This window comes from Kitasatospora sp. NBC_00039 (genome assembly GCF_045160625.1).
In the GTDB taxonomy this organism is placed as follows: Bacteria; Actinomycetota; Actinomycetes; order Streptomycetales; family Streptomycetaceae; genus Kitasatospora.
Genome location: NZ_CP108289.1, coordinates 1,492,690 through 1,516,787, shown reverse-complemented (window position 1 = coordinate 1,516,787; position 24,098 = coordinate 1,492,690). Strand labels below are relative to the sequence as shown.

The window sequence follows — 24,098 nt, the reverse complement described above, 5'->3', positions numbered from 1 at the left end:
CGGGCTAGGCCACCCCGGCCGCCTCCGCCAGCACCCGCGCCGTCGCCCGCCCGGCGCGCACCGCGTGCCCGGCCCGTCCGGGCACACAGCGCTGGAGGGCCGGGTCGTACTCCGCGAGGACCACCCCGGCGTGGTCGGAGTCCAGCTCCAGAAGGTGCGAGCCCTGCGAAAGGGCGGTGTTCAGCTCCCGCGAGCACTCCACCGGCACCAACGCGTCGCGCGTGCCGTGCACCAGCCAGAGCGGTATGGGGGAGGGGCGGCCGGCGAGCAGCGGCAGTGGCACCTCGCCGGTGGTGACGGCGGGGCGGACGTAGCTGGAGGCGATGCCGACCGCCGCCGTCGGGCGCACCTCGGCCGGCGTGCTCGGGTGGGTGGCCAGGGCGACCGCCTCCTTCCCGCCCATCGACCACCCGGCCAGCACGAACCGCGCCGGGTCGCCTCCGTATGCGGCCGCGTGCTGCCGCGCGTGGTCGAACGAGGCCCGCAGGTGCGCGGCGCCGCCGTCCTCCTCGTCCGACCGCCAGTCCGGGACCAGCACCAGCAGCCCCAGCTCCGCAGCCTCGCGTGCCAGCGGCCGCATGGCGTCCCGTTCGTCGGCCCCCCGGCCGTGCCAGAGCAGCACCACCGGCAGCGGCCCGCCGGCGCTCCCGGTCGGCCGGTGGATGTCCATGAGCCGGCCGGGGCCGTACTCGACGGTCTCGTGCGTGGTCCGGTCGTTGCTGGTCATACGGGGTTCGCCTCCGGTCAGGGCAGGGGTTGTCAGCTGGTAGTGTTCTTCCTGTTGCGAGAGAGATGATCTCTCGTCAGGCGTCAGTGGTGCTACCGGAGCACGTCCTACTTTCAGTAGGAAGAGTCCGTTCGACCCGGGCCTGGCGCTCCACAGTCGGACGAGGTCCGGTGCCGTTCCAGGTGCCGGGCCTCGTCCGCGTTCGCGGGGCATGCTGGCCGGTGGCCGGTGGCCGGTGGCCGGTGTGCGGCGCGGGTTGCGGGGCAGGGGCTCTGACCTGCTAGTGTTCTTCTCGTCGCGAGGGAGATCATTCCTCGTCAGGCGTCAGTGGTGCTACCGGAGCACGTCCTACTTTCAGTAGGAAGAGTCCGTTCGACCCGGGCCTGGCGCTCCACAGTCGGACGAGGTCCGGTGCCGTTCCAGGTGCCGGGCCTCGTCCGCGTTTCGCGGCGCCGCCGGGAAACCCGCGCGGGCGCCCCGCCGAGGGGCCTGGCCCGCTGAGGGGCCCCGGCGGGATGATGCGCGGCTTCGTCGCCGCAGTCCCGGTCTCCATCGAGGAGGCCGCCCGGATCGACGGCGCGAGCCGGACCCGCATCCTCTGGCGGATCCTGCTCCCGTTGGTGGCCCCCGGCCTGGCCGCGACAAGCGTGTTCTCCTTCATCGCGGCGTGGAACGACTTCGTCTTCGCCAAGACCTTCATCATCAGTGCCACCGAGAACCAGACCCTCCCCTCTGCGCTGCCGGTCTTCTTCAAGCCGGACGAGAACGACTGGGGCGGCATCATGGCGGCGTCCACGCTGATGACCGTGCCGGTGCTGATCTTCTTCATCGCGGTGCAGCGCAAGCTGGTCTCCGGGCTGGCGGGCGCGGTCAAGGACTGACGGCGGTCAGACGCGGACCGGCCATGGCAGGTGCCGGCCAGGGCCGGCCAGGGTCAGGGCCGGCCGGGGTGGGGATTAATGCGGTGTCGAGGGACGCGGGGCGGGTGTAGCGTCCCGATCATGGATGTGGCGCCCGTGAACCGGGAACGTGCCGACGGGCAACTCGCCCTGATCGCCGAGACGATGGGCCTCGCCCGCCGCCTCGGCATCGGCGTCTGGCTGCGTGGCGGCTGGGCGATGGACTTCTTCCTCGGTGAACTCACCCGGGACCACGAGGACATCGACTGGTTCGCCCCGGCCGCCGACGCCCCCGTCCTCGCCGCAGGCCTGCGCGAACTCGGCTACCGCCCGCTCGACGCCGGGCCGCCCGAGCAGCAACTCGACTTCATGAAGGACGACTTGGAGTCCAGCTTCGCCCTGCTGGACTTCGCCCCCGACGGCCGGGCGCTGGTCGCCGGCGGCCCCTGGGCGGGCACCCCCTGGCCGGCAGGCCTCCTGGACGCCGCACCCGGACGGCTCGGCGACGTCGAGTGCCCGATCGTGAGCCCCGAGGCGCAGATCGAGATCAAGCAGATGATGCCGGTCTGGGACGCGCGCAGGCCGCGCCGCGCCAAGGACGCCGCGGACATCGCCCGGCTGCGGGCGGCGCTGGACCGAGTCTCCTGACCGCCGGACCAACACATAGGGCTCGCGGTCGAGTCGGGCCCACAGCACAGCACAGCACAGCCGAGCCCAGGTCTCGGTGAGCACGGTACTCCGCGCCGTCCCGGTCGCGTCAGGCCGTCTCGGCCCGTTCCCCCCTCTCCGCGGCATCCGTCGGCTCGGCTCTCTCCGCCGGCTCCGCCGAGTCGCCCTGGGGCACGGTGATCAGGGTGAACGCCGCCCCGCCGTCGTCCCGCACCACGGCCACCCGTCCGAACGGTGTCGGCTCCGGCCCGTCCAGCACGCTCCCGCCGAGCCGGACCGCCCGCTCCACCGTCCGGTCGGTGTCCGCCGTGCCGAAGTACACCGCCCAGAGCGCCGCCGGACCGTCCGGATCCACTCCCGGGTTCCCGCCGATCCCGCCGGCCGGCTGCCCGCCGGCCCGGAACACCGTGTAGTCGCCCGCCGGGCGCGCGTACTCGTACCCGAGGACCTGGCGGTAGAACGCCCGGGCGCCGTCCGGGTCCGGGGAGAGGTGCTCGTTCCAGGTGAACGTGGCCGGCTCGTTGACCAGGCCCGCCCCCGGGTTCAGCCGGGCCTGCCAGAGGCCGAAGACCGCGCCGAGCGGATCCACCGCGAGCGCGCTGCGCCCCAACTCGGCCACCTCGCCCGGCTCCCGGACGATCCGTCCACCGGCCTGCCGGACCGCCTCGGTGACCCGGTCGGCGTCGTCCACCGCGAGGTAGGTCAGCCAGGCGGAGCCGTCGCCCCCGGGCCCTCGGGCGATCCCCGCGACCTGCGCCCCGCGCAGCGTCGCCACGGTGTACCCGCCCGGACCGTCGTCCGGCTCGTCCTCCGGCCCGTTCTCCGAGCCCTCGCCCGGGCCGTCGTCCGCCCCGACGAACTCCCACCCGAACAGCCCTCCGTAGAACCGCCGGGCCCGGCCCAGGTCCGGCCCGCTGGCCAGTTCGACCCAGCACGGCACGCCCCCCCGGTACCTGCCCGCCTTCGGCATGCCGTCCTCCTCGGTCCTCCCGCCAGCCTCCGCCGCGCCCGGACCTCCGGCAACCGGACCTCCCGGTAACCGGGGTGCCCCCCGCTGCGCTCAGGCCACTCCGCGCGGCCGGAACTGGATGCTGATCCGCGGGCCCACCGGCCGGGCCGTCTTCGGAACGGCGTGCTCCCAGGTCCGCTGGCACGACCCGCCCATGACCAGCAGGTCCCCGTGCCCCACCAGGTGCCGCACCACCGGTCCGCCCCCGCCGCGAGGCCGCAGCAGCAGCGCACGCGGCTCCCCGACCGAGACGATCGCCACCATGGTGTCCTCGCGTTCCCCGCGCCCGATCCGGTCCCCGTGCCAGGCCACGCTGTCCCGCCCGTCCCGGTAGTAGCAGAGGCCGAGTGTCCGGAACGGCTCGCCCAGCTCCCCCGCGTAGTGCGCGCTCAACGCCGCCCGCGCCGCCCCGACCACCGGATGCGGCGGCGCGTCCCCCTCCCCGTACGAGGCGAGCAGCCGCGGCACCTCCACCACCCGCTCGTACATCTCCCGCCGCTCCGCCCGCCACGGGACCTCCGCCGCCAGCTGTTCGAACAGCAGGTCCGCCCCCGTGACCCACCCCGTCACCACGTCCACCCAGGCCCCGGCCCCGAGCACCTGCCGCCGCACCCCGGCGAGCGTTCCGAGCGCGATCCCGCCCGGGCCGGCGTCGTCGAACAGCGAGGGCTGGAGGTGAACGGTGCTGCGCATGGCTCCAGCGTACGCCTGAATCGAACACATGCTCGATATTAAGGGGGCATCGGCGTCCCTGGCGACCGGCCGGCACCAGGCGCCCCGTCGCAGCTGAGGCCGAGCGTTCTCGGCGGAAGGCCGGCCGGTGAGCTTCCTGCTCGCCGAGGCCAGGGGGTCTGGTCGGAGCCGGCGCCCCGTGCGCTGCGAGGACGCCACGCGGCGTCCGTCCGGCCGGCCTCGTGCGTGAGCGACGGCCTCGGGCTGCGGATCAGGTCTGCCCCGGGTATGACGCTGGTACGACTCGGATCATTGCTGACATCTCGATCTCCTCGACGGCTTCGTCACCGGCCCTGGCGCCGGCCCGGACAGCGGTCTGGGCGCCGGCGGCGAGGCCCTGCGCACCTGGGCGCTCTCCGACAATCTTTTCGCGGAGACCGCTCAAGTTGACATCGTGCTGGACTCGGGCGAGTTGGCGGTTGCCGACGGGATCACGAAGGAGACCAGTGCTGCGAGGGCCGCCACGCTCGCTGCGAGTGCCAAAGTGCCTGGAAGAGACCAAGTCGCGACTGGTCCGGCAACTGCTGCCCCCAGGGCGAATCCGGTGATCTTCAGGCTGGCGCCGGTGGTGAAGATCTGGCCTCGCAGGTGATCTGGAGCCTCCCGGTGGCGGACTGCGAACAAGGCGGCCAGTTGGGGTCCTTCCCCTATGCCCACGATGAGTACGGCCACGATGAGTACGACTCGTTGACCCCACGCGGCCAACGCCAGCGCGGCAGCCTGGACCAGGGCACTGGCCCAGATGATCGTGTCGGGGGCGACTGCACGCGGGAACCCAGCGAGTACGACGTTGGCCGCCAAAGCTGCTATCGCCACGCAGGAGAGCAGCACCGCGCCGCGGCTGGCCCCGCCCAGAACACGTTCGCCGAGGAGCGGGATGCATGCCATCAGCATTCCCTGGGCGATGCAGGAGACGGTCGAGGTGAGAGTGGCTCGGGCCAAAGACGGTCTTCCGAGGATGACCCGTACTCCGGCAACAAGGTCGCTGGTCACCGAAGTTGCCTGCACTCCCAGCACTCGACCGAGACGGGAGGGCAGCATCCACGCGGCGGGCAGCGCCAAGGCGATGAGCACCACAGAGACCACCACGGCCATCGGGGCGCCCAGCGCCTCTGCCACGCCGCCAGCGAGAGCCGGACCGGCCAGACTCGCCATATTGAACGTCATGGCATCGAGCGCATTCGCCCGGGGCAGTTGGCCACCCTCCACTACACGCGGAAGTTGGGCCGTCCATCCCCCCGACAGGGCTGGCCCCAGCAGCCCTGTCACCGCTGCGATCAAGATCGTGACAGCGAACGGCCATCGGCCGAGGCCCCCAAGGATTATCCCCAGCCCCACCGCATACAGGACGAGGGCCCCAGCCAGCATGCGTCCCGGCCGATCCGCTCTGTCGAGGAGCGCCCCGAGTATCGGCCCCCCTACCGCGGCAGAGATCGTGATGGCCGCGAGCAGCGACGACGCGGCGATGGTCGATCCGGTCAAAGCAAATGCTGTCAGCATCAGCGCCGGTCCTGACATCTCGTCCCCGGCACGGGCTGCCACTGCTCCGACGAGATAGAAGCGGAGTGAGTAACGCTTTCCCATCGGCAGGACGTTACGGAAGTAACTCAAACCTCCGCAAGATGCGTTACATTCCACAGGTGTCATTCCACAGCGACGATTGGTCCACCCGGCACTCCGTGCTGACCACAGCCCGGCGCACCGCCGCCCTGATCAACGTCCTTGCTGGTGGCTGCCCCGACCCGACTGATGTCGCCGACGTGCTCCGCGCATACGGCGAGACCGACCCCGTCGACCTCACCACCCGCGATATCGCAGAGATGCAGGCAGCTGCCTCCCTGCTGCGGCAAGTCTTCGCCGCCGAGCACGCCGATGGCGCCGCAGCCACCCTCAACCAGCTCTTGACGGACCACACCGGACCGCTCCGCCTGACCTCACACAGCGGCAGCACTCCCTGGCACCCCCACCTCGACAGCGATGACAACGCCCCCTGGGACGAGTGGCTTCTCGCCTCGTCCTGCATGGCCCTGACCGTTCTCGTCTGGGACCGCCAACGTCCGCCCGGCAGGATCTGCGCATCCCCCACCTGCCAGAACGTCTTCATCACCCAGGGCAGCGGCCCGGAGCGTCGCTACTGCTCCCGCCGATGCGCGACCCGCGAACGAGTCGCAGCGCATCGACGCTCCCGCTCTGCCGAGCAGCCGAGCGAAGCCAAATAGGGCGCCAAAGCCAAGCGCAACATCGCTCAACCTTCGATGAGAATCACTCAATCTTCACTGCGACGGGTCACCGACGACCCCGGCGACCGGCGGCTCCTGCGCGAGGGGACCGCCCGCTCGGGCGCCGTCGTCCTCGGCCGCGGGCACTTCGACGTGGTCTTGGAGGATGCGACCGCAGCGGTCGAGCGAGGTCGGGAAGGAGAGTGCAGGAGCGAAGGCCGCACGTGCTGGACAGCCGATTCCAGAAGTCTGGGCAAAACCCCTTGCCTAATGGTCAAGAAGTGTTGACCATTAGGGACATGCCTACCGATGATCTTCCCGGGACGTTCCACGTCACCACTGACGAGCAGCTACGCGCCGTTTCCAATCTCACGCGTCACCGGATCATGGCCGTGCTCCGCTTCGAGCCCGCGACGATCACGCAGATCGCCGAGCGCGTGGGCCTTGCGAAGGGCAGTTCCAGCTATCACGTACGGCTGCTCGAACGGGCCGGCCTGGTGAAGGTGGTACGAACGCGGAAGGTCCGGGGGGTCACCGAGCGGTACTACGCCATGGCCGCACGGGCGATCGTGCTGCCGGATCGGGGCGAGGGAGAGCCGGATGTGCTGATGCGGCATGCGGTGGCGGACCTGGAGGCAGCGCCGGTGGATGGTGAGCGGCACGTCCGGATGGCGCATCTGCGGCTCACCGAGGAGCAGTTCGCGGAGCTGGGGGCGCGGCTGCAGGCACTGGCCGACGAGTACCGGGAGCTGTCCGATCCGTCGCTGCCGGACGCGTCACTCGTCTTCGCACTGTTCCACCCGACACCGCGCCAGCAGCCCGAAGGGGACGCCAAGTGACGTCAGACGTTCGGAAGTTGCCGACCGGGTTCGGACGGCTGTGGACCGCGCAGACAGTGTCCTCGCTCGGTGACGGGGTGTCGCATGCCGCGCTGCCGCTGCTCGCGTTGACGTTGACGCGGGATCCGATGGCGCTCGCCGTCGTCACGGCCACCGGAACGCTGCCGTGGCTGCTCTTCGGGGTGGTCGGCGGTGCGCTGGTGGATCGTTGGGACCGTCGGCGCACGATGTGGGTCATGGACGCGGCGCGTGCGGTGCTGCTCGCGATACCGGCGGCAGCGGCCGCGCTCGACGTGCTGAGCATTCCGCTGCTCGCGGCCGTCGCCTTCCTGCTCGGCCTCGGCGGACTCTTCTTCGACACGGCCGCGACGGCCTACCTGCCGGATCTGCTCGGCCGCGACCCCGCGCTCCTGGAGCGCGCCAACTCCCGTCTGCGCGGCGCCCAGACCGCCGCGTCCGGCTTTGCGGGGCCGCCCGCGGGCAGCGCCCTGCTCGCACTCGGGCGGGCGGTTCCGCTGCTCGCCGACGCGGTGTCGTTCGCGCTCTCCGCACTGCTCGTAAGGTCGCTGCCTGCCGCACCCCGGCCCGTACCGCAGGCCCGTGAGTCGCTGTTGCGGCAGGCGCGGGCCGGCGCCTCGTACGTATTCCGTGATCGGCTGCTGCTCGGGCTCGCGCTGCGTCCGGCGGTCGGGAACATCGCCTTCCTTGCCGTGGAGACCGTACTCGCCCTCTTCGCGCACGATCGCCTCGGCGTCGGCACCTTCGGCTTCGGCCTGCTCCTCACGGCGGAGGCCACCGGCGGTCTGCTCGGCGCGGGCATCGCCTCCTTCCTCGGCCGGCGACTCGGCACCGGCACCGCACTCACCTGCACGGCCGCAGTCGAGGGACTCGCCATCCTGGGCCTTGCCGTCGCCCCGAACCCGTACGTCGCCGGCCTCGCGCTCGCCGTCTGCGGGGCGGGCATGGGCGCCACGATGGTGCTCGGCCCCTCCCTCCGACAGGCGATCGTCCCCGCCCACCTGATGGGCCGGGTCGCCTCCACCTCCCGCATGCTCGCCATGTGCGCCGCCCCGTTCGGCGCCTTCCTCGGCGGCTGGCTGGCCACCACGTACGGCGTGCGCACCCCGCTCTACACCGCCGCCGGCCTCCTCCTCACCATGACCGCCGTCACGTCGACCATGACCAGCAACCGCCAGGTCGAGGCGGCGCTGCGTGCCGCTGCCCCGGCCGATGATCCAGATCACGCGAAATCCGGGGGGCCCGTTCAGGAGGGTGTCATTGAGGGCTCCGCGAGGTCGTTGAGCCAGTGCTGAGCCCAGCTCGGCGTTCCTCGCCTCGGCCTGGAGCATCGGGTGGCGCGTCCGCTCGTCCCACGGTCCGGGTTCCCCGTGGGCTCCGGGGACTTCGAGGCCGCGCGGCGAGGCCCTACGGGAGGTCGCGGCGGACGAGCGCCTCGGCGAACGGCTCGCCCGTGCGGCGGGCGAAGGCCATCCGCTCGCGGACCTCGCCGAGGGTGCGGGGGCGGTAGCCGCCGCAGCGGTTCTTGTGGAAGCGCACGCCGGCGTCGAGCAGGACGGACAGGGTCCGCCAGGCGGCGGTGTCGCGGCGGCGTGGCGCCTCGACGGCGGAGCCCCCGCGGATCAGGGGGCGGGTGCAGCGCGGGCAGGGGCGCTCGCGGGGTGGGTGTCGTCGTACGGCTGCTTGCAGGATGCGCGGCGGGTCAGGCGGACGAACGAGGTGTTGGCGTGGGCCACTCGGTGAGCCCAGGGCCACGACCGGCGGACTTCGACGGCTTCGCGGCGCAGGCTCCCCCGTGCCCGACCGGCGGGCCCCGTGTCCGACCGGCGGGCCCCGTGTCCGACCTCCAGGTCCCTCGCCCCACCCCACAGGTTCGATTTCTGAGCAGGCGTGATGTCCTGCTAATGTTCTTCCCGTCGAGAGGAAATGATCTCTCGGACAGGCGTCAGAGGTGCTACCGGAGCACGTCCTACTTTCAGTAGGAAGAGTCCGTTCAACCCGGGCCTGGCGCTCCACCCCGAGGGGGCCGTTCCGTACCGGAACGGCCCCCTCGTCGTTCCCCACGGTGCCGAGTGGACCTGACCTCACGCGCCGCGCCCCGTCCGGCGGCGACGAACGCCCTGAGCGCGCCGCCTCAGCGCCGTCAACACGTGCGCCGTCCGTCCCGCCCGTACCGCCGCCGGCCCTTGCCGACGGTTCCGGCCGCGCGCCGGATTCCCTCTGCGACGCGGCGCCCAGGCAGGCGGGTGCGAAGCGGCGACGCCGCCCGCCCCGGCCACGGCGTCCGGCGGTGCTGTCGACGGATCGGTCTTATCGCAGTCCGTGGCCGGAACTCTTCCTCGTGGCCGACAACCGGCCAAGGTCCCACTCCAGGTGGGCCGCTGGTTGGTGTCGCGAGGTCGGGCAGCGGGTGGCTCTCGCCAGCGCGTTTGGGCAGCCGGTCCGAGCTGATGAGCCGTCATAGCTTGGCTGAAATCAGCCCCTTGTGGTGTGAATATGCCATTGGAATGTTCGTCATACGGAATCGGCCAGTAGCCTTCCGTGTCGAACCCGCCACTCGTCGTGGCGGTCCGGCCGGCGCCGGCCCAGCGCGCCCGGCTGCCCAACCGCCCGAAGGAGCCCGAGTGCCGGGGATCGACGAATGCCTGTCCGGGGCCATGGCGATCGCCGGGGCCCGCGCGGCCAGCCTCATCGACTGGAGCAGCGGACTCGCCCTCGGCAGCGTCGGCGTCAGCCCCGCCGGCGACCACGAAACCTCGGCTGCCGAGGCAACCGACTTGGTACGCGCGGCTGTTGAGAGCGAGACCTTCACCGCGGCGGAGGATCGCCGGGTGCCGTTACAGGACATCATCGTCACTGCGGGCCGCAGTTACCACCTGATCTGCTTCATTGACACCGTCTTCGACAGCCCGCTCGTCCTGCACCTCTGGCTGGACCGGACCGAGGGCAACCTCGCCGCGGCCCGCTACCGGCTCCAGGCCCTCGCGGAGGAACTGGTGCTGGGATGACTGGTACGCCGATGACGAACGCCCTGCCGGGACAACCCGGTGCCGCTCCCGCCCGCGGCGTCGCGTTTCGGCCAGCGGGCCGCGGTACCGGGCCCGCCGCAGCCCCCGGGCGGCCGGCGTGAACGACGTCGACGCCATGGCCACCGGCGGGGCCTTCGCTGTTGTCGAACAGCTGGCCGGAGAGCGCGCGACGGGTGTGCTGCGCGGCCCCACCGGCACGCTCCACCTCGCCGACGGCCTGGTGGTGCACGCCGAGTCCGACCGCGCGCCCGACCTGGCGACCCTGCTCACCCGCTGCGGCCGGATCACCCGCGAGGCCTGGCAGGAGGCCGTCCGCTCCTTCGGCCCGCACGGCCGGGTCGGCGGCGCCCTGGTCGAACAACGGCTCCTCACCCGGGGCGAGTTGGAGGTCTGCCAGCTCGGCGTCCTCTATGACGCCGCGTTCTTCGTCCTCGGCGCCACGGGCACCCCGGCAGGCCCGTGGTCCTTCGAGCCGGGCGTACGGCACTGGCTCGGCCCGGTCGCGGCGGTGAGCGCCCGGCGGCTGCGGCGGGAGGTGGAGCGCCGGCACCGGCTGCTCGAGCGGATCTGGCCCTGGCCACAGCTCGACACCACGCCGGTCCGCCCGGCGGACACGGTCGGACCGGTCCGTCCGGGTGGCGCCCAGGAGCGCTGCGCCGCCCCGGGCACCCGCGTCGGGGGCCGGCCCTGTCCGCCCAGCCGCCGCCAGCGCGAACTGCTCGACCACGCGGACGGGCGAAGAACCCCGGCGGAGCTGGCCCGGCTGCTCGGCCGCTCGGCCTTCGCCACCACGGCCGACGTCCGCCGCCTCGCGGCCGCCGGGCTGCTGGCCACTCCGGTCCGCGGCGCCCCGCGCCACGCCGCCTGGGCGGCGGCCGCCGCCGGCCGCGCCATGGCCGCGGGTACCTCCGGTGGCGCGCGGCCCGGCCCGCAGCCCGAGCCGAGGCCGGGCCCGCAGCCCGGAGCGAGGCCCGCGCCGCAGTCCGAGCCGCAGTCCGAGCCGCGGGCCGGAGCGCGGCCCGGCCCGCAATCCGAACCGCGGCCCGGTCCAGTGCCCGGCCTGCACCGCCGTGTGCCCGGCGCGGCCCTGGCCGCGCTGCTCCCGGCGGGCGCCGCCCGCTCCGCCCACCACCGCCCGTCCACGGCCCTGGTCCACGCCCCGCCCCTGGCCCACCCGCCGGCCCCGGTCCACCCGCCGGGCCCGGCAGCGGCCCACCCGCTGACCGTCCCCGACCCGGACATCGCGCTGCTGACCCGGGTCCGAATCCTTCTGGAGGCCCGACTTTGAACCACTCTCCGCCCGCGACCCCGCTCTCACGGTCATGAGGCGGGCGCTCAAGCAGCGTGTCGGAAGGAGACAACTGATCGCCTTGGAGACGGACCTGTTGGCCGAACTGCGTGCCCTCAAGCACCGGGTCCCGCACCTCGCGGGCGGCCTGGTGGCCAGCGTGGACGGCCTGTTGGTCGCGCACGACACCCACGGGACCGAGCCCACCGGCCTGGCCGCGATGACCGCCGCCTCACTCGGCCTGGCCCAGCGGCTCGCCGACACCACCGGCCAGGGCGAGTTCCGTGAGTCGCTGGTCCGCGGCGAGCACGGGTACGTCGCCACCTACGCGGCCGGCGGCAGCTGCGTGCTGACCCTGCTGGCGCACCCGGACGTGAACGTCGGCCGCCTGCACCTGGAGGCCCGACGCTCCGCCCGGCGGATCGCCGGCCTCCTCAACGACGCGCTGACCCCGAAGGACCCTCCGTAAGCCCCTCCGACGACCCCTCCCAAGGGCCGCCCTCACCCCGCCGACCTGGATCCCACCGGGCCGGACCCGGTGACGTGGCTCCGGTGACCCGGATCCAGTGACCTGGACCCACCGACCTTTTCCGACCCTTCCGACCCTTCCGGCCCTTCTGATCTTCCGATCTTCCGAACGAACTGGAGACACCGCCATGACCGACGCAGCCGGCGCGCTCAAGCAGACCATGACCGTGATCGAAGGCGCCCTCGGTGCCGCCCTCGTCGACTACAACAGCGGGATGGCCCTCGCCACCCTCGACGGCCCCGGCGGCCTCGACCTCAACGTCGCCGCCGCAGGGAACACCGACGTGGTCCGGGCCAAGATGCGCACGATGGACATGCTCGGGCTGCAGGACGGCATCGAGGACATCCTCATCACCCTCAGCAGCCAGTACCACCTGATCCGCCCGCTCACCGGCCGCAGCGGCAAGGGCCTCTTCCTCTACCTCGCGCTGGACAAGAGCCGCGCCAACCTGGCGATGGCCCGGCACCAGCTCACGAAGATCGAGGCCGACCTGGAGGTCTGACGCCGCGAGGCCGGGGGCTCCCGCACCGGGGAGCCGTGTCCGGTGGAGGGACCCCGCGTCGCGCGGCGCGGGGTCCGTCCGGACGGTCGGTGACAACGCCCGGGCCCGGGCAGCGCCGAGGTCCGGGCGGTGCCAGATCCTGAGCGGCGCCAAGTCCTGGGCAGGGCCCGGGCGTGGGCGGTGTTCTCGGCAGCGCAGCCCACCGCCCCGGACGGACCGGCTCACCCGTCCGATGCCGCCAGGCCCTCCGGCCCCTCCCGCCCCTCCTGCCCCGCCGGCTCCTCCGCCCACGCCACCTCGCCGCCTGCCAGTCCCGCGCAGACGGCGCCGTCGGGCGTGAGCACGCTCCACGGCGCGACCTGCGCGTGCGGCGGCACGGACAGCACGGCGTCACCGTCGAAGGCCAGCTCCAGCCCGCCCGCCATGGTCACCCGGGCGGCACCGACCGTCCGGCCCACCAGGCCGAGCAGCGTCCCGGACGGGCGGAAGGTCAGGGCGGGGAAGAAGTGGTCCACCTCGGACGGCACCGCGAACACGAATTCGTGCGCCACCCGGACGGTCACCGGTCCGTCGAGCGTGATGTCGAGCCGGCCGCCGCCGCTGACCGCCTCGACCCGGCGTCCGGCCAGTACCTTCCCGATCGCGTTCTGCATGGGCCCAGTGTGGACCAGGAACTCCGTTCGGTCCGGCGGAGCGGCCTGCCCGCAGGGCCGTCAGCCTGCGGTCGGTCCGCCGGCCGCTCGCCGCCGGCCGCCCGCTCGCCGCCGGTCCGCCCGGCCGTCAGTCCGCCGGTCGGCCGCCGACCAGTTCGGCCGGGCCGCCCGGGCGGGTGCGGGCGGCGAGCGCGGCCGCCGTACGGTCCCACGACGAGGCGGACAGCAGGGCCCGCGCCTCGGCCGGGTCGCAGAGCCGCCACTCGACCAGTTCGTCCTCGGCCATCGTGATCGAGGCGAGCCGCTCCTCTGTTACCGTCCCACCGTCGAAGACGTAGACCAGTACGGCCGTGTCCCGCCGGCTCGCCGGGTCCGCGTCCCTCCCGGGCAGCCAGTCGAGGGCCAGCAGCCGGCCCGGTTCGCACTCCCAGCCCAGCTCCTCGCGCACCTCCCGGCGGGCCGCCGCCCGGGGCAGCTCCCGGTCCGCCTCGATGCCGCCGCCGGGCAGTACCCAGTACGGCTCCTCGCCGCCCGGGCCGGCCCAGGGCCGCAGCCGTACCAGCAGCACCCGCCCGGCCGCGTCGGTGAACAGCGTGCGCGCCTTCGCCCGGATCCGGGGGCGGGTGGCGATGTACGTCTCCCGGTCCAGCGGGGGAGCGGCGGGCTCGGCCTGGGGCAGGTCGGGCGTGCCGGTGAGCGTGACCCCCGCCGGCCCGGTGTACGCGGGCGCCGGCACGGCCGCCAGATGGTCGAGGGTGTGCCCGGCGGGCCGGCCGTCCTCCAGCTCCAGCGGCCAGGCCTCGCGCGGCGCCCGCAGGCAGGCGCTCACCCGGCGGGAGAGCCGGGGCGGCAGCGCGTGAGCCGCCTGCTCGGGCGTCAGCCACGCCCAGCCGCCGACCTCCGCGGTGTCCGGCGTGAAGGCGGCGCACTCCTCCGGGGTGAGCGGTTCGGCCCAGTAGAGGTGCGCGGCGATCGGCGGCCGGAAGTCGTCGAGCGTCCAGTCGATGCAGGCGAGCGGCCCGAGCCTGGGTGTGAACCCCAGCTCCTCCGCGATCTCCCGGACGGCCGTCCGGCGTGGTGAGAGGTCCTCCGGCTCCCAGCCGCCGCCCGAGATGGCCAGCGGATGCTTCCGGTCGTAGGGCAGCCGGACCACCAGTACCCGGCCCTGCCCGTCCGGGAACAGCACCCCGGCTGCGGCCAGCAACTCGCGCCCCGCACGACCGTCCTGGCTGCCCGAAGGCGGTGACGTCACCACAGCAAGTCCCTCCACCGAACCGGGCGGACCCCCGCCCGCCTGCCCACCACGACACCCCCGCCCATCTCAACGGTTCCCCGCCACCCCCGGGGATCGAACCAGGGGTCAGACCCGTTCGAGCGGCCGGTGCGGCCCCTCCGGCAGCTCCACGGCGATCGCGTCGCCGGGCCGCACCGTGCCGCCGGCCCGCACGACGCCCATGATGCCGGCCTTGCGCACGACGTTCCCGGCCTCGTCCCGGCCGACGACCTGCTTCAGCAGCCCGGCCTGGAAGTTGTCGATCTGCAGGCACGGATTGCGCAGCCCGGTGACCTCGACGACCGCCTCGCCGCCGATCCGCAGCAGCGCCCCGGTCGGCAGGCCGAGCAGGTCGATGCCCCGGGTGGTGACGTTCTCGCCCAGATCGCCGGCCCGCACGCCGAACCCCGCCGCGCCGACCTCGGCGAAGAGCTCCTCGTGGATGAGGTGGACCTGCCGGAGGTTCGGCTGGGTCGGGTCCTGGGCGACCCGCGAGCGGTGCTTGACCGTGACCCCGGCATGGACGTCCCCCTCCACCCCGAGCCCGGTGATCAGGGTGATGGCGGCCCGGTTGGGCTTGGTGAACGAGTACTCGCCGTTGCTGCTGACTGCTGTGACCGTTCCGCTCATTTCGGCGGTCCCCTCCGTTCGTGGCGCCGTTCGCGGCGCTGCCTCTGTTCGTGGTGCTGCCACTGTTCGTGGCGCCGTTCGTGGCGCCGCCTCTGTTCGTGGCCGTACCCCGTCAGGAGCGTAGCCCCGGGCCCCCGGCAGCGGGTCGCCCGCCCCGGCCCGCCCGATCGAGGCGAGCGCCGCCTCCGCCGCGCGGGCCATCCGCTCGTCCTGGCGGCCGGTGGCCCCGCGGAGCCGGGCGAAGCCCTCGACGGCGGCCAGCGCGAGCAGACCCGGGAGCAGATCGGTGCTGCGGTCGGCGACCCAGCGGGTGCCGCGGGTCGCCATCCACCAGAGGTCGGCCAGCGCGCCCGGCGGCGGCTCGGCGGGTTCGGCGGCGGGGGCCGGGCCGAGCGGGCGGCCGGCGGCGGCGAGCAGGTCGTGGAAACCGTGGGCGATCACATGATGCCCCTCGGCGCTGGGGTGGAGCCGGTCCACGCTCAGCAGCTGCCGCTGCGCCGTCCACGGCAGCTCGGCGATGTGCAGGTGGACCGTTCGGTGGCGCACGGAGAGGGCGTGCACCACCGTGTTCACCGCGCGCATCCGGCGGGCCAGCGGACGGGCGAGGGGCTGTGGCAGCCGCAGCAGCGTGCCCGGGTCGGGCAGGCACGCGGTGAGCACCAGCGCGCCGCTGCGGGAAAGTTCACCGAGAGTGGTGTCCAACTCCCGCGTGGTGCGGCCGATCTCGAACCCGGCGCGCAGGGTGTCGTTGCCCCCGACCACGACGGCCGCCACCGCCGGACGCAGCGCCAGCGCGGCGGGCAGCTGTTCCGTCGTCAGATCGGTGCTGAGCGCCCCGCTCCGCGCCAGGTTGGTGAACTCGACGCCGACCCCGGCCGGCGCCAACGACCGTGCGAGCAAGGCCGCCCAGCCCCGCCACCCGCCGGCCACCGGGTCGCCGACCCCCTCCGTGAGCGAGTCCCCGAGCGCCACGAACCGCACCGGCCCGGCCGCCCGCCGCTCGCCTGCTCCTCGCACCCCGCCCGGGAGCGTGCCGCCCGGGAGTGTCCCGCCCGGGGCCGTCCCGCCCGGGGCCGTCCCGCCACCCTCGTCCCCGACCACCGCCGTGCTCACTGCCTGCCTCCCGATTCCCCGTCCCTCGCCGCCGGAGCAGGAAGTCGGCCCGTCCGACGTCCTGTGCGCTGCCGGTTGCCCTCGCTCGCCCGGGACGCCGCCCCGGCACCGCCGCCCCCGCCTTCGCCCGTGCCCCCGGAGCCTCCGCCCGTCCCTGCCGCCCCCGCGCCGTGGGCGGCGAGGAAGGCGGCGACGGCCGCGGGCCAGCCGTACTGCTCCGCCTGCGCGCGGGCCGCGCCGCGGCGGGCGGCCTCGGGGCGGGCGAGGAGCACACGGACCGCCTCCGCGAAGCCCGCGCCGGTGTCCTCCGCGGCCACCCCGGCCGGCCCGACCAGCCCGGGGAGCGCCGAGGAGCGGCTGACCGCCACCGGTGTGCCGCAGGCGAGTGCCTCCATCGCGGCGAGGCCGAAGGTCTCCACCGGCCCCGGTGCGAGGACCACGTCGGCGCAGCCGAGCAGCCGGGCGAGGGCGTCGCGCCCGCCGACGTGCCCGAGGAAGTGCACGGGCAGCCGCAGCCGGGCGGCCCGGGCGGCCAGTCGCGAGCGGAGCGGTCCGGTGCCGGCCACCACGAGGACGGCCGGCACCCGGCTCGCGCGCAGTTCGGCCAGGGCGTCGACCGCCCGCTCGGGGTGCTTCTCGGCGGAGAGCCGCGAGCAGAGCACCAGCAGCACCTGCCCCGGCTGCGCGTACCGCGCCCGCTCCTGCGCCCGGTCCCCGTCGGCCGGCGGCCGCATCCCGGCGAGGTCCACACCGAGCGGTGCGCGCGCCAGGTTCCGTACGCCCAGGCGCCGGAACTCGGCCGCCGCCCAGTCCGTCGTGCAGACCACGGTGTCGTACGCCCGTGCAGTCCGGGCGTTGAGCCGGTCGGCGGCGGCGCCGGCGAGCGGGGCGGGCAGGCCCCAGGTGCGGAGCACCCCGGCGGCGCTCTCGTGCGACACCATGACCGAGCGGATGCCGTGCCGCCGCGCCCAGCCGCCGGTCCAGCGCAGGGTGGTGCGGTCGGAGACCTCCAGCCGGTCGGGCGTGAGCCGGGTCAGCTCGTGGGCGACGGCCCGCCGGTCGGTGAGCAGCCGGTACCCGCCGCTGCCCGGCAGGACGGGCCCGGGCAGGGTGACGACCAGGCCCTGCTCGGTCTCCTCCTCGCTGCGGTGCTCGCCGGGCACGACGAGTACCGGGACGTGCCCGGCGGCCCGGTAGCCGGCGCCGAGGTGACGCAGGGCGGTCCGCAGCCCGCCGGAGACCGGGGTGACGAAGTTCGCCACCCGGACGATCCGCAGCGGGCCCCCGTGCCCGGTCATGCCGACAGCTCCTGCGCCATCGAGGCGTCCACCGCCGCGTCCACTGCCGGGGCGTTCACCGCCGGGACGGCCGCCGTCGGCGCGACCGGGGCGACCGGGGCGGCATCCGCGGCGACGGCGACCCCACGGTGCTCCGCCAGCACCTCCGCGTAGTGCCGCAGCAGCAGGTCCCCGACCGCCTCCCAGGTGCGGGCGGTGACCTCCGCCCGCCCGGCGCGCCCGTAGCGTCCCCGCAGACCGGCGTCGGCGGCCAGCGTCCCGACCGCCCGGGCGACCGCGGCGCCGTCCCGGGGCGGTACCAGCAGACCGGTGCGGTGGTGGGCGACGAGGTCCAGCGGGCCGCCGGCGGCGGGGCCGACCACCGCGACGCCACTGGCCATCGCCTCCTGGATGGTCTGGCAGAAGGTCTCCAGCGGACCGGTGTGCACGAATACGTCCAGGGTGGCGAAGCAGCGGGCGAGTTCGTCGCCGGTCCGGCGGCCGAGGAAGACCGCGCCGGGCATCGCGGCCTTGAGCCCGGCGGCGGACGGCCCGTCGCCGATGACCACCACCCGGACCCCGGGCAGCGCCGACGTGGCGGCCAGCAGGTCGACCCGCTTCTCCGGCGCGAGCCGCCCGACGTAGCCGACCAGCACCTCCCCGCCGGGGGCGAGTGCCCGGTGCAGCGCCTCGTCGCGGTGGCGCGGGTGGAACCGGGCCGAGTCGACCCCGCGCGGCCAGAGCTGGACCCGGGGCACGCCGTGCGCCGTGAGGTCCTGCGCCGCCGGGGTGGACGGCGCGAGGGTGCGGGCGGCGGCCCGGTGGATGGTGCGGATCCGGTGCCAGGCGGCGGCCTCGCCGAGCCCGCGCCCGGCCCGGTAGGCGTGCGCGTAGCCGGCGAGGTCGGTCTGGTAGACGGCGACGGCGGGGACGCCGAGCCGGTCGGCTACCTGCACGCCGCGCGCGCCGAGCACGAATGGGCCGGCCAGGTGGACGAGGTCGGGCCGGTGCCCGGCGATGGCGGCGGTGAGCTGCCGGCTGGGCAGGGCGATCCGCACCTGCGGGTACCCGGGCAGCGGGACGGAGGGGATCCGGACGACCGGCAGTTCGGCGGCGGTCGGGCCGGCCCCGAAGGTGTGCGGCGGGCAGTCGGCGCCACGCGCGGGCGCCGGGGTGATGACGAGTGGCTGGTGGCCCCGGCGGACCAGATGCTCGGCCGTCCGCAGCACGCTGTGGGCGACTCCGTTGACCTCGGGAGGGAAGGATTCGGTGACGATGGCGACGCGCATGCCTGAGTTGTGTCCGGGGCCGGCGTGCAGGCGGCCAAAGGGATCTGTCGTACAAACGAACGCGGGTCGGCGATTTGTCCCGCCGACCCGCGTTCCCGCCCTCACCCCGCCGTCACCGGCGGGCGCCCGCTCAGGCCGGACCGGCCGCCGTCTCCTTCAGCTCCGCGTAGGGCGCGAGCTTGCGGATCGACTCGATGCTCCTGATGCAGTCGTCCCGGCTCTCGTGCGGGTCGCCGGTCACCACGACGGAGCCGTTGCTCGCCTTGAGCCGGAACCGGTGCATGCCGGTGTCGTCGGTGTACAGCTCGAACTTTCCTGCCATGGCAGCGTTCGCCTTTCCTTCGGGTAGCCCCCTCACGTGGCAACGTAGGCCCAAAGGGCTTCTGCTGCTTGTCAGATGAGGCATTCGGGCCTCCGCCGAACGGGTCACGGCCACTGTCCGGATCACCGATATCCACTTCCGGGCCCTGCCCGCCACCCGCCGACAGACCGCGTGACAGGCCCAACCCCTCCAGGGCCTGCCCGGCCCCCGGATCCATCACCGAGGCAACCGGGGGACCGGACGGGTGCTCACGACAGCCTTGTGTGCCCGTCGCCAGAGGCCACGTGCTGCCCGCTAATCCATGCGCCTCAACGTGCGACAGATTGCGTCGACCATCAGGCCGTTTGCCAGGAGCAGTAGCCACCCTCCGTCCATGAGCACGCTACGAACCTTGTATGCCGGGTTGTCATCCGAGATTTCCACGCCGAACGTCATCGCGAGAGGGAACAGAGCGCAGATTCCGGCGACGAGGATCCAGAGGAAAAGGAGCAGGAGTGCAGTCGTGCCCCACATCCTGACCTTGCGGTTCCCGGCCAGCCCCAGCAGGGACAGGACTGCGCAGACGAGCGCGGCCGCTGTGCCGATGAACCCGACCGATACCACCGGCCAGTCCGTGCCCACGCCGGGGATGCCGCTGGGAACCGGTTCCCACAGGTGGTGCAGGTCGAAGAACAGTGTCACGTGCGCCAATTGACTACTGGAGGACATCCCCCTCCAGGACTCCGACATGATCGGCAGGGAGGACGCCCAGGTGAGTGCCACCGCTGCCAGGAGGATCTCTGTCACATGGGCGGCGATCATGCCGCCCACCGAGGCAGGCCCGGTCCGTTTCGACGTCTGCTCCGGCGTGGTCGCAGTGCCCGGCAGGGCGGGGGAAGCCGCCGGCGCGGCCGGCGTGGCGCCGCCTTCGCTCTCCACGGTGCCACGGGTGGAATCGGGTCGGCTGGGGGAGTCGGTGCCGGCTGCTTCCGAGCCGGGGAAGGTGAGGGCGCGCAGGGCGTAGGTGCGCTGCTGGATCGCCGCGCGGGCACCGGTGATCCCCATCCAGATGCCCGGACCGAACGCGTCACCCAGCTCCTCCTCGCACCATTCCTGCACACGTGCCGGTGTCGGGCGCTGGGCAGGATCCTTGTGCAGGCAGGCGGTGATCAGCCCGCGTAGGGGCGGGGCCAGGGGGGAGACGTCAGGGGCGTCCGCGACGATGCGGTGGACAACGGCCCACTCGTTCTCCGCGGCGAACGCCTCACGGCCGGTGGCTATGAAGTACAGGGTGGAACCGAGCGCGAAGACGTCGGAGGCGACGCCTACTGCGTGGCCGGTGGCCTGCTCGGGCGACATGTACAGCGGAGTGCCGATCCGGGTGGAGTGACTGCTGTAGGTCACCGACTGGGTCAGGGACTTGACGATGCCGAAGTCGATGACCTTCGGTCCGCTCTCGTCCAGCATGATGTTTCCGGGCTTGAGATCCCGGTGCACCACCTTCGCGGCGTGGATGTCGGCGAGGGCGTGGGCGATGCCCCAGGCCAGTAGCATCACCTGGGCGGCCGGTAGCGGACCGTGGTCGATCACCAGGTCCCGCAGGGACGGCCCCGCCACATAGGTGGTGGCCAACCACGGCCGCTCGGCCTGGGGGGCGGCGTCGAGCAGCGGCGCGATGTGAGCGCCGCGCACCTTCTGCGCGGCACCCACCTCGCGTGCGAACCGCTGGCCGAACTCCGTATCCCTGGCGAACTCGTTGCGAACGATCTTCACAGCCGCCGGCTGCCCGCCCGGGGAGAGGGCGAGGAACACCTGCCCCATGCCGCCCTCGCCCAGCCGCGCCACCAACCGAAAGCCGCCGAGACTGTCCGGATCGTGAGCCTGCAGTGCAGGGAACCGAAACGCTGCCGTCGACATGTGGCCCTTCCCCCTCTTCTCCCCGCCCTGGAACGCCTCATGACCCGACCACCGGTGAAGGTGGGGCACGTCATGGCTTTCCGGCTGCAGCGTACTTCCGTCTCACCGGACTTCGACCTGTCTCACCGAAGATTGCCGGGTGCTCCGAGCAACACGCGACTGGGCCTGTGCTGCGGGGCGCGGTGGCCACGCCCGGGTCGGCTCGGACCTCGACGACCGACCCGGGCCGGACCCGTCGGCCACGCCGTCGCGGCGCCACCGGACCGTGCCGGGCGCGTCAGAAGAGGTCCAGGAGCTCCGTCAGGGAGGTGATGGAGGGTACGGGGGAGGCGGTCGCGTCCCGGTGCAGTGCGCGTCCCGCGTAGCCGAGGCGGATCGCCGCGGCGACCAGGTCGGGATCGTCGTCGACGAACAGGCACTCCGCGGGTGCGAGGTCCAGGGCGTCGCTGGCGTGGTGGTACATGCGCGGGTCCGGCTTGGTGCAGCCGAGGACGGCGGAGATGGCGTACGCCTCGAAGAACCGGTCGATCCCGAGTCCGGCGTGGAGCGCGGGCAGGTTGGGCCAGGCATCCGACACCACGGCCATCCGGACTCCCCGGCGGCTCAGCTCCCGCAGGGTCTCCTCGACCTCCGGGTACGTCTCCAGGAGTACGCGAGGGGGGACTTCGCGGCGCAGGTCGGCGAGCAGGTGCGGGGTCGGGTCCACGCCGAGGTGGTGGAGCATCACCCGGTGGTAGTCGTCGTAGTCGGGCGTCGACGACGAGGCGGCGAAGAAGTGGTCCCCCACCGCGATGGCTGCCGCGAACTCCTCCGCTGTGGTCGAAGGGGCATGGGCGAGGACGGTCTGCTCGAAGTCCGCTCGCGGGTTCCATCGGCCGCCGATCGGCCGTATGAGTACGCCGCCCGAGTCGAAGAGAACGGCGCGGAGACGGTCGGAAGAGGCCGGGGATGTCGTCACCCGTCCAGTCTGGTGGGCGAACGCCGTTGTCGACCCCCTTCGAATCGGACATCGGCAGCCACGCCCGCCCCGGCGAGGACGGGCCATTGCGCGTGCCGGACGCGCCGGTCGGGTCTCCCGCGCCGCGGGCTCCGTCCAGGGGGGCGATCGGCCTGCCCGGCCGCTGGTGGGCGGCCCCGAGCGCCGGCGCGGCGGCGGCGAACACGACCGTCCCGGCGGGGCGGTGACGGTCGGTCGCTATCATGGCGCCGGTCGACGAGGGGGTATGCGGTGGCAGCCGTACGCGACGGGGTGGCGGGCGAGGGGGAGCACGAGGGCCTGGTCATCGCCGGCAGATACCGGCTGGTCCGGCGGCTGGGTGCCGGCGGCTTCGGACAGGTCTGGCAGGCGTCCGACCTCGCTCTGCATGTCGACGTCGCGGTCAAGCAGGTCTGGCTGGCGCCTTCGATGAGCCCGGCCCAGGCCGAGGAACGGCTGGTCCGGGCGCAGCGGGAGGCCCGCAGTGCCGCCCGGCTGCGGGACCACCCGCACGTCGTCGCGGTGCACGACGTGATCGTGGCGGACGGTGTGCCGTGGACGGTGATGCAGCTGATCACCGGGGGCTCGCTGGCCGACCGGTTGGCGGCCGGGCCGCTGGAGCCCGAGGCGGTGTCCCGGATCGGTGCGGCGATGCTGTCGGCGCTGGGTGCGGCGCACGCGGCGGGCATCGTCCACCGGGACGTGAAGCCGGCCAACATCATGCTCGCCGATGACGGTCAGGTGCTGCTGACCGACTTCGGCATCGCGCTGCGGCACGAGGACACCGCGCTCACCGCGACGGGCGCCGTCATCGGGTCGGTCGAGTACATGGCGCCGGAGCGCCTCCACGGACAGGAGGACGGGCCGGCCGGGGACCTCTTCTCGCTCGGCGTCTCGCTGTACCAGGCGGTCGAGGGCTGGTCCCCGTTCCAGCGCGGCACCCCGACCGCCTCGTTGCTGGCCGTGGTCTCGGACGAGGCGCCGCCACCGTGTCGCGCGGGGGCGCTCGCGCCCGTGATTGAGGGCCTGATGGCCAAGGACCCCCGGCGCAGGCTCACCCTTCACGAGGCCGCCGCGCTGCTGGCTCAGCCCGCCGGCGTCCCCGGTCCCGCTCGGGTGGTCCCCGGGCCGGTGGTCCCCGGGCCTGTGCTATCCGGGCCTGTCGTGCCCGGGGCGGTGGGTCCCGTTCCCGTTACCCGTCCGGTGCTGACCGGTCCGGTACACCCCGCTCCGTCGCCGATGGCCGCTGTGCCCGGACCGATGGCGGGCGACGCCACGTCGGCCGGCGTCATCGACGCGTACGCCGCACTCACCGTTCCCGCGCCGCCGCCGCCCGCGCCGCCGCCGCCCGCGTCGTCGGCGACCGCTGCCGTTCCTGCGCCGCCCGCCACCGCGGTCGCACCGCTCACCGCCGTCACCCCCGGGACGGCCACCGCCCCGGGGCCGGCCTCGGGCCGGTCGTGGCGGCCGTGGGCGGTGATCACGGCGTCGCTCGTCGCGGGAGCCGCGGCGCTGGGTGTGGCGTTCGCCGTGCCCTACTTCTCCGAGGGTCGGGCGATGCAGACCAAGCTGCTCCAGAAGAGCGAGCTGCCGGCGGGCTACAAGGAGAACCTCGGTGCGGGGGACATGGGCTACGGGCGTCCTGTTGCGGGCACCTGGCCCTGCGAGGCCCGCAACCGGGAGACGCGGTGGAAGCACACCGCGGACGACACCGCGGAGTACTACTACAACCCGGCGGGCGGATCGAAGGAGCACTACTCGTTCAACGAGCAGCTCAAGAAGGCCGACGCCGCCGAGATCACCCGGTCAATGCAGGCGGTCCGGGACCAGCTCAGCAGCTGCCCGTCGTACACCGCGAACATCAAGTTCGGCAGTGACCCCCAGAGCTGCGAGGTCACCGTCAAGGCCCTGCCGGCTCCGGCGATCGGCGGGGACGTGGTGGCCCGCCGTGAGACGTACACCTGCACCTACGGCGGTACCACCTACGCACCCGCCGTCGTGGACAAGGTCACCACCAGCAAGGGTGGTTACCTCGTCGAGTTCTTCGCCACGGAGTCGTCCCCCTTCCCGCCCGGCGGTGTGGCCGAGGCTCTGATGACCAAAGCCCTCGGCAAGCTCCCCTGACGCCGGCACGACGACGCCGGCACGACGACGCCGGCCGGACCGGGCCCGGGGCGGGCCTCAGAGGCGCCCTGCGGGGGTGCCCCGC

At 73.7% G+C, this 24,098-nt stretch carries 22 protein-coding genes and 4 pseudogenes; 12 read left to right on the top strand and 14 right to left on the bottom strand.

Translation table 11 applies throughout. The features are described 5' to 3' along the window. Positions 1-4: 4 nt before the first annotated feature. Entirely contained in the window at positions 5-727 is a 723-nt protein-coding gene (locus OG286_RS06935; RefSeq protein ID WP_396322494.1) for an alpha/beta hydrolase, read from the bottom strand. Between the two features lie 515 nt (positions 728-1,242). Here OG286_RS06935 and OG286_RS06930 point away from each other — a divergent pair. Beyond that, positions 1,243-1,608: pseudogene (locus OG286_RS06930) on the top strand (carbohydrate ABC transporter permease); the annotation flags it as partial. 135 nt (positions 1,609-1,743) lie between these two features. After that, complete coding sequence (locus OG286_RS06925) at positions 1,744-2,274, top strand: nucleotidyltransferase domain-containing protein (protein WP_396322493.1); 531 nt, start codon at positions 1,744-1,746, stop codon at positions 2,272-2,274. 109 nt (positions 2,275-2,383) lie between these two features. On the opposite strand, the gene OG286_RS06920 is transcribed toward OG286_RS06925, so the two are convergent. Together OG286_RS06920 and OG286_RS06915 are read right to left on the bottom strand one after the other, a co-directional pair. Next, a complete protein-coding gene (locus OG286_RS06920) occupies positions 2,384-3,265 on the bottom strand; it encodes a VOC family protein (protein WP_396322492.1) in 882 nt (293 codons plus the stop codon). A 90-nt stretch (positions 3,266-3,355) separates the two neighbouring features. Further along, positions 3,356-3,997 (bottom strand): alpha-ketoglutarate-dependent dioxygenase AlkB, encoded by a 642-nt coding sequence (locus OG286_RS06915; RefSeq protein WP_396322491.1) that lies wholly within the window; start codon positions 3,995-3,997, stop codon positions 3,356-3,358. A 221-nt stretch (positions 3,998-4,218) separates the two neighbouring features. Between OG286_RS06915 and OG286_RS06910 the strand changes: the two are divergent. Continuing rightward, positions 4,219-4,400: pseudogene (locus OG286_RS06910) on the top strand (dihydrofolate reductase); the annotation flags it as partial. A 17-nt stretch (positions 4,401-4,417) separates the two neighbouring features. On the opposite strand, the gene OG286_RS06905 reads toward OG286_RS06910, so the two are convergent. Then, the gene (locus OG286_RS06905; RefSeq protein ID WP_396322490.1) at positions 4,418-5,647 is read right to left on the bottom strand and encodes an MFS transporter; all 1,230 of its coding nucleotides are present in this window, start codon (positions 5,645-5,647) and stop codon (positions 4,418-4,420) included. Positions 5,648-5,658: 11 nt separating this feature from the next. On the opposite strand from OG286_RS06905, the gene OG286_RS06900 reads away from it, so the two are divergent. From OG286_RS06900 to OG286_RS06885, 4 genes and pseudogenes are all read left to right on the top strand, one after another. Next, complete coding sequence (locus tag OG286_RS06900) at positions 5,659-6,255, top strand: CGNR zinc finger domain-containing protein (protein ID WP_396322489.1); 597 nt, start codon at positions 5,659-5,661, stop codon at positions 6,253-6,255. Between the two features lie 69 nt (positions 6,256-6,324). Then, a pseudogene (locus OG286_RS06895) lies at positions 6,325-6,414 on the top strand (dihydrofolate reductase); the annotation flags it as partial. Between the two features lie 140 nt (positions 6,415-6,554). Continuing rightward, on the top strand, positions 6,555-7,094 hold the full coding sequence (locus OG286_RS06890; RefSeq protein ID WP_396322488.1) for an ArsR/SmtB family transcription factor: 540 nt from the start codon (positions 6,555-6,557) through the stop codon (positions 7,092-7,094). Beyond that, complete coding sequence (locus OG286_RS06885) at positions 7,091-8,407, top strand: MFS transporter (RefSeq protein WP_396322487.1); 1,317 nt, start codon at positions 7,091-7,093, stop codon at positions 8,405-8,407. Before OG286_RS06890 ends, OG286_RS06885 begins: the two co-directional genes overlap by 4 nt. Before the next feature lie 112 nt (positions 8,408-8,519). On the opposite strand, the gene OG286_RS06880 is transcribed toward OG286_RS06885, so the two are convergent. Further along, positions 8,520-8,651, bottom strand: a complete 132-nt coding sequence (locus OG286_RS06880; RefSeq protein ID WP_396322486.1) for a hypothetical protein — start codon at positions 8,649-8,651, stop codon at positions 8,520-8,522. A gap of 1,085 nt (positions 8,652-9,736) precedes the next feature. Here OG286_RS06880 and OG286_RS06875 point away from each other — a divergent pair. The 4 genes from OG286_RS06875 (at position 9,737) to OG286_RS06860 (ending at position 12,460) form a co-directional block, all read left to right on the top strand. Then, entirely contained in the window at positions 9,737-10,120 is a 384-nt protein-coding gene (locus tag OG286_RS06875; protein WP_396322485.1) for a hypothetical protein, read from the top strand. 118 nt (positions 10,121-10,238) lie between these two features. Further along, positions 10,239-11,429: a hypothetical protein gene (locus OG286_RS06870; RefSeq protein WP_405362685.1), complete on the top strand. Its 1,191-nt coding sequence runs from the start codon at positions 10,239-10,241 to the stop codon at positions 11,427-11,429. 82 nt (positions 11,430-11,511) lie between these two features. Further along, positions 11,512-11,898 carry a roadblock/LC7 domain-containing protein gene (locus tag OG286_RS06865; RefSeq protein WP_396322483.1) on the top strand — a complete coding sequence of 129 codons (387 nt, stop codon included), beginning with the start codon at positions 11,512-11,514 and terminating at the stop codon, positions 11,896-11,898. A 187-nt stretch (positions 11,899-12,085) separates the two neighbouring features. Further along, a complete protein-coding gene (locus OG286_RS06860; RefSeq protein ID WP_396322482.1) occupies positions 12,086-12,460 on the top strand; it encodes a hypothetical protein in 375 nt (124 codons plus the stop codon). A 221-nt stretch (positions 12,461-12,681) separates the two neighbouring features. On the opposite strand, the gene OG286_RS06855 is transcribed toward OG286_RS06860, so the two are convergent. From OG286_RS06855 to OG286_RS06815, 9 genes and pseudogenes are all read right to left on the bottom strand, one after another. Next, the gene (locus OG286_RS06855; protein ID WP_396322481.1) at positions 12,682-13,113 is read right to left on the bottom strand and encodes a DUF6188 family protein; all 432 of its coding nucleotides are present in this window, start codon (positions 13,111-13,113) and stop codon (positions 12,682-12,684) included. Between the two features lie 127 nt (positions 13,114-13,240). Further along, the gene (locus OG286_RS06850) at positions 13,241-14,365 is read right to left on the bottom strand and encodes an NUDIX hydrolase (protein WP_396322480.1); all 1,125 of its coding nucleotides are present in this window, start codon (positions 14,363-14,365) and stop codon (positions 13,241-13,243) included. Positions 14,366-14,473: 108 nt separating this feature from the next. Next, positions 14,474-15,016: an MOSC domain-containing protein gene (locus OG286_RS06845; protein WP_396322597.1), complete on the bottom strand. Its 543-nt coding sequence runs from the start codon at positions 15,014-15,016 to the stop codon at positions 14,474-14,476. A 486-nt stretch (positions 15,017-15,502) separates the two neighbouring features. Further along, positions 15,503-15,946, bottom strand: a pseudogene (locus OG286_RS06840) (SGNH/GDSL hydrolase family protein); the annotation flags it as partial. 179 nt (positions 15,947-16,125) lie between these two features. Next, positions 16,126-17,427: a glycosyltransferase gene (locus tag OG286_RS06835; RefSeq protein ID WP_396322479.1), complete on the bottom strand. Its 1,302-nt coding sequence runs from the start codon at positions 17,425-17,427 to the stop codon at positions 16,126-16,128. Next, a complete protein-coding gene (locus tag OG286_RS06830; RefSeq protein WP_396322478.1) occupies positions 17,424-18,695 on the bottom strand; it encodes a glycosyltransferase family 4 protein in 1,272 nt (423 codons plus the stop codon). Before OG286_RS06830 ends, OG286_RS06835 begins: the two co-directional genes overlap by 4 nt. Before the next feature lie 130 nt (positions 18,696-18,825). Continuing rightward, the gene (locus OG286_RS06825; RefSeq protein WP_396322477.1) at positions 18,826-19,017 is read right to left on the bottom strand and encodes a YegP family protein; all 192 of its coding nucleotides are present in this window, start codon (positions 19,015-19,017) and stop codon (positions 18,826-18,828) included. Between the two features lie 294 nt (positions 19,018-19,311). Then, positions 19,312-20,913: a serine/threonine-protein kinase gene (locus tag OG286_RS06820; RefSeq protein WP_405362689.1), complete on the bottom strand. Its 1,602-nt coding sequence runs from the start codon at positions 20,911-20,913 to the stop codon at positions 19,312-19,314. 277 nt (positions 20,914-21,190) lie between these two features. Continuing rightward, on the bottom strand, positions 21,191-21,871 hold the full coding sequence (locus tag OG286_RS06815) for an HAD family hydrolase (protein ID WP_396322475.1): 681 nt from the start codon (positions 21,869-21,871) through the stop codon (positions 21,191-21,193). 270 nt (positions 21,872-22,141) lie between these two features. On the opposite strand from OG286_RS06815, the gene OG286_RS06810 reads away from it, so the two are divergent. Continuing rightward, positions 22,142-24,013, top strand: coding sequence for a serine/threonine-protein kinase (locus OG286_RS06810; RefSeq protein ID WP_405362691.1), 1,872 nt, complete (start codon positions 22,142-22,144; stop codon positions 24,011-24,013). Positions 24,014-24,098 lie beyond the last annotated feature (85 nt).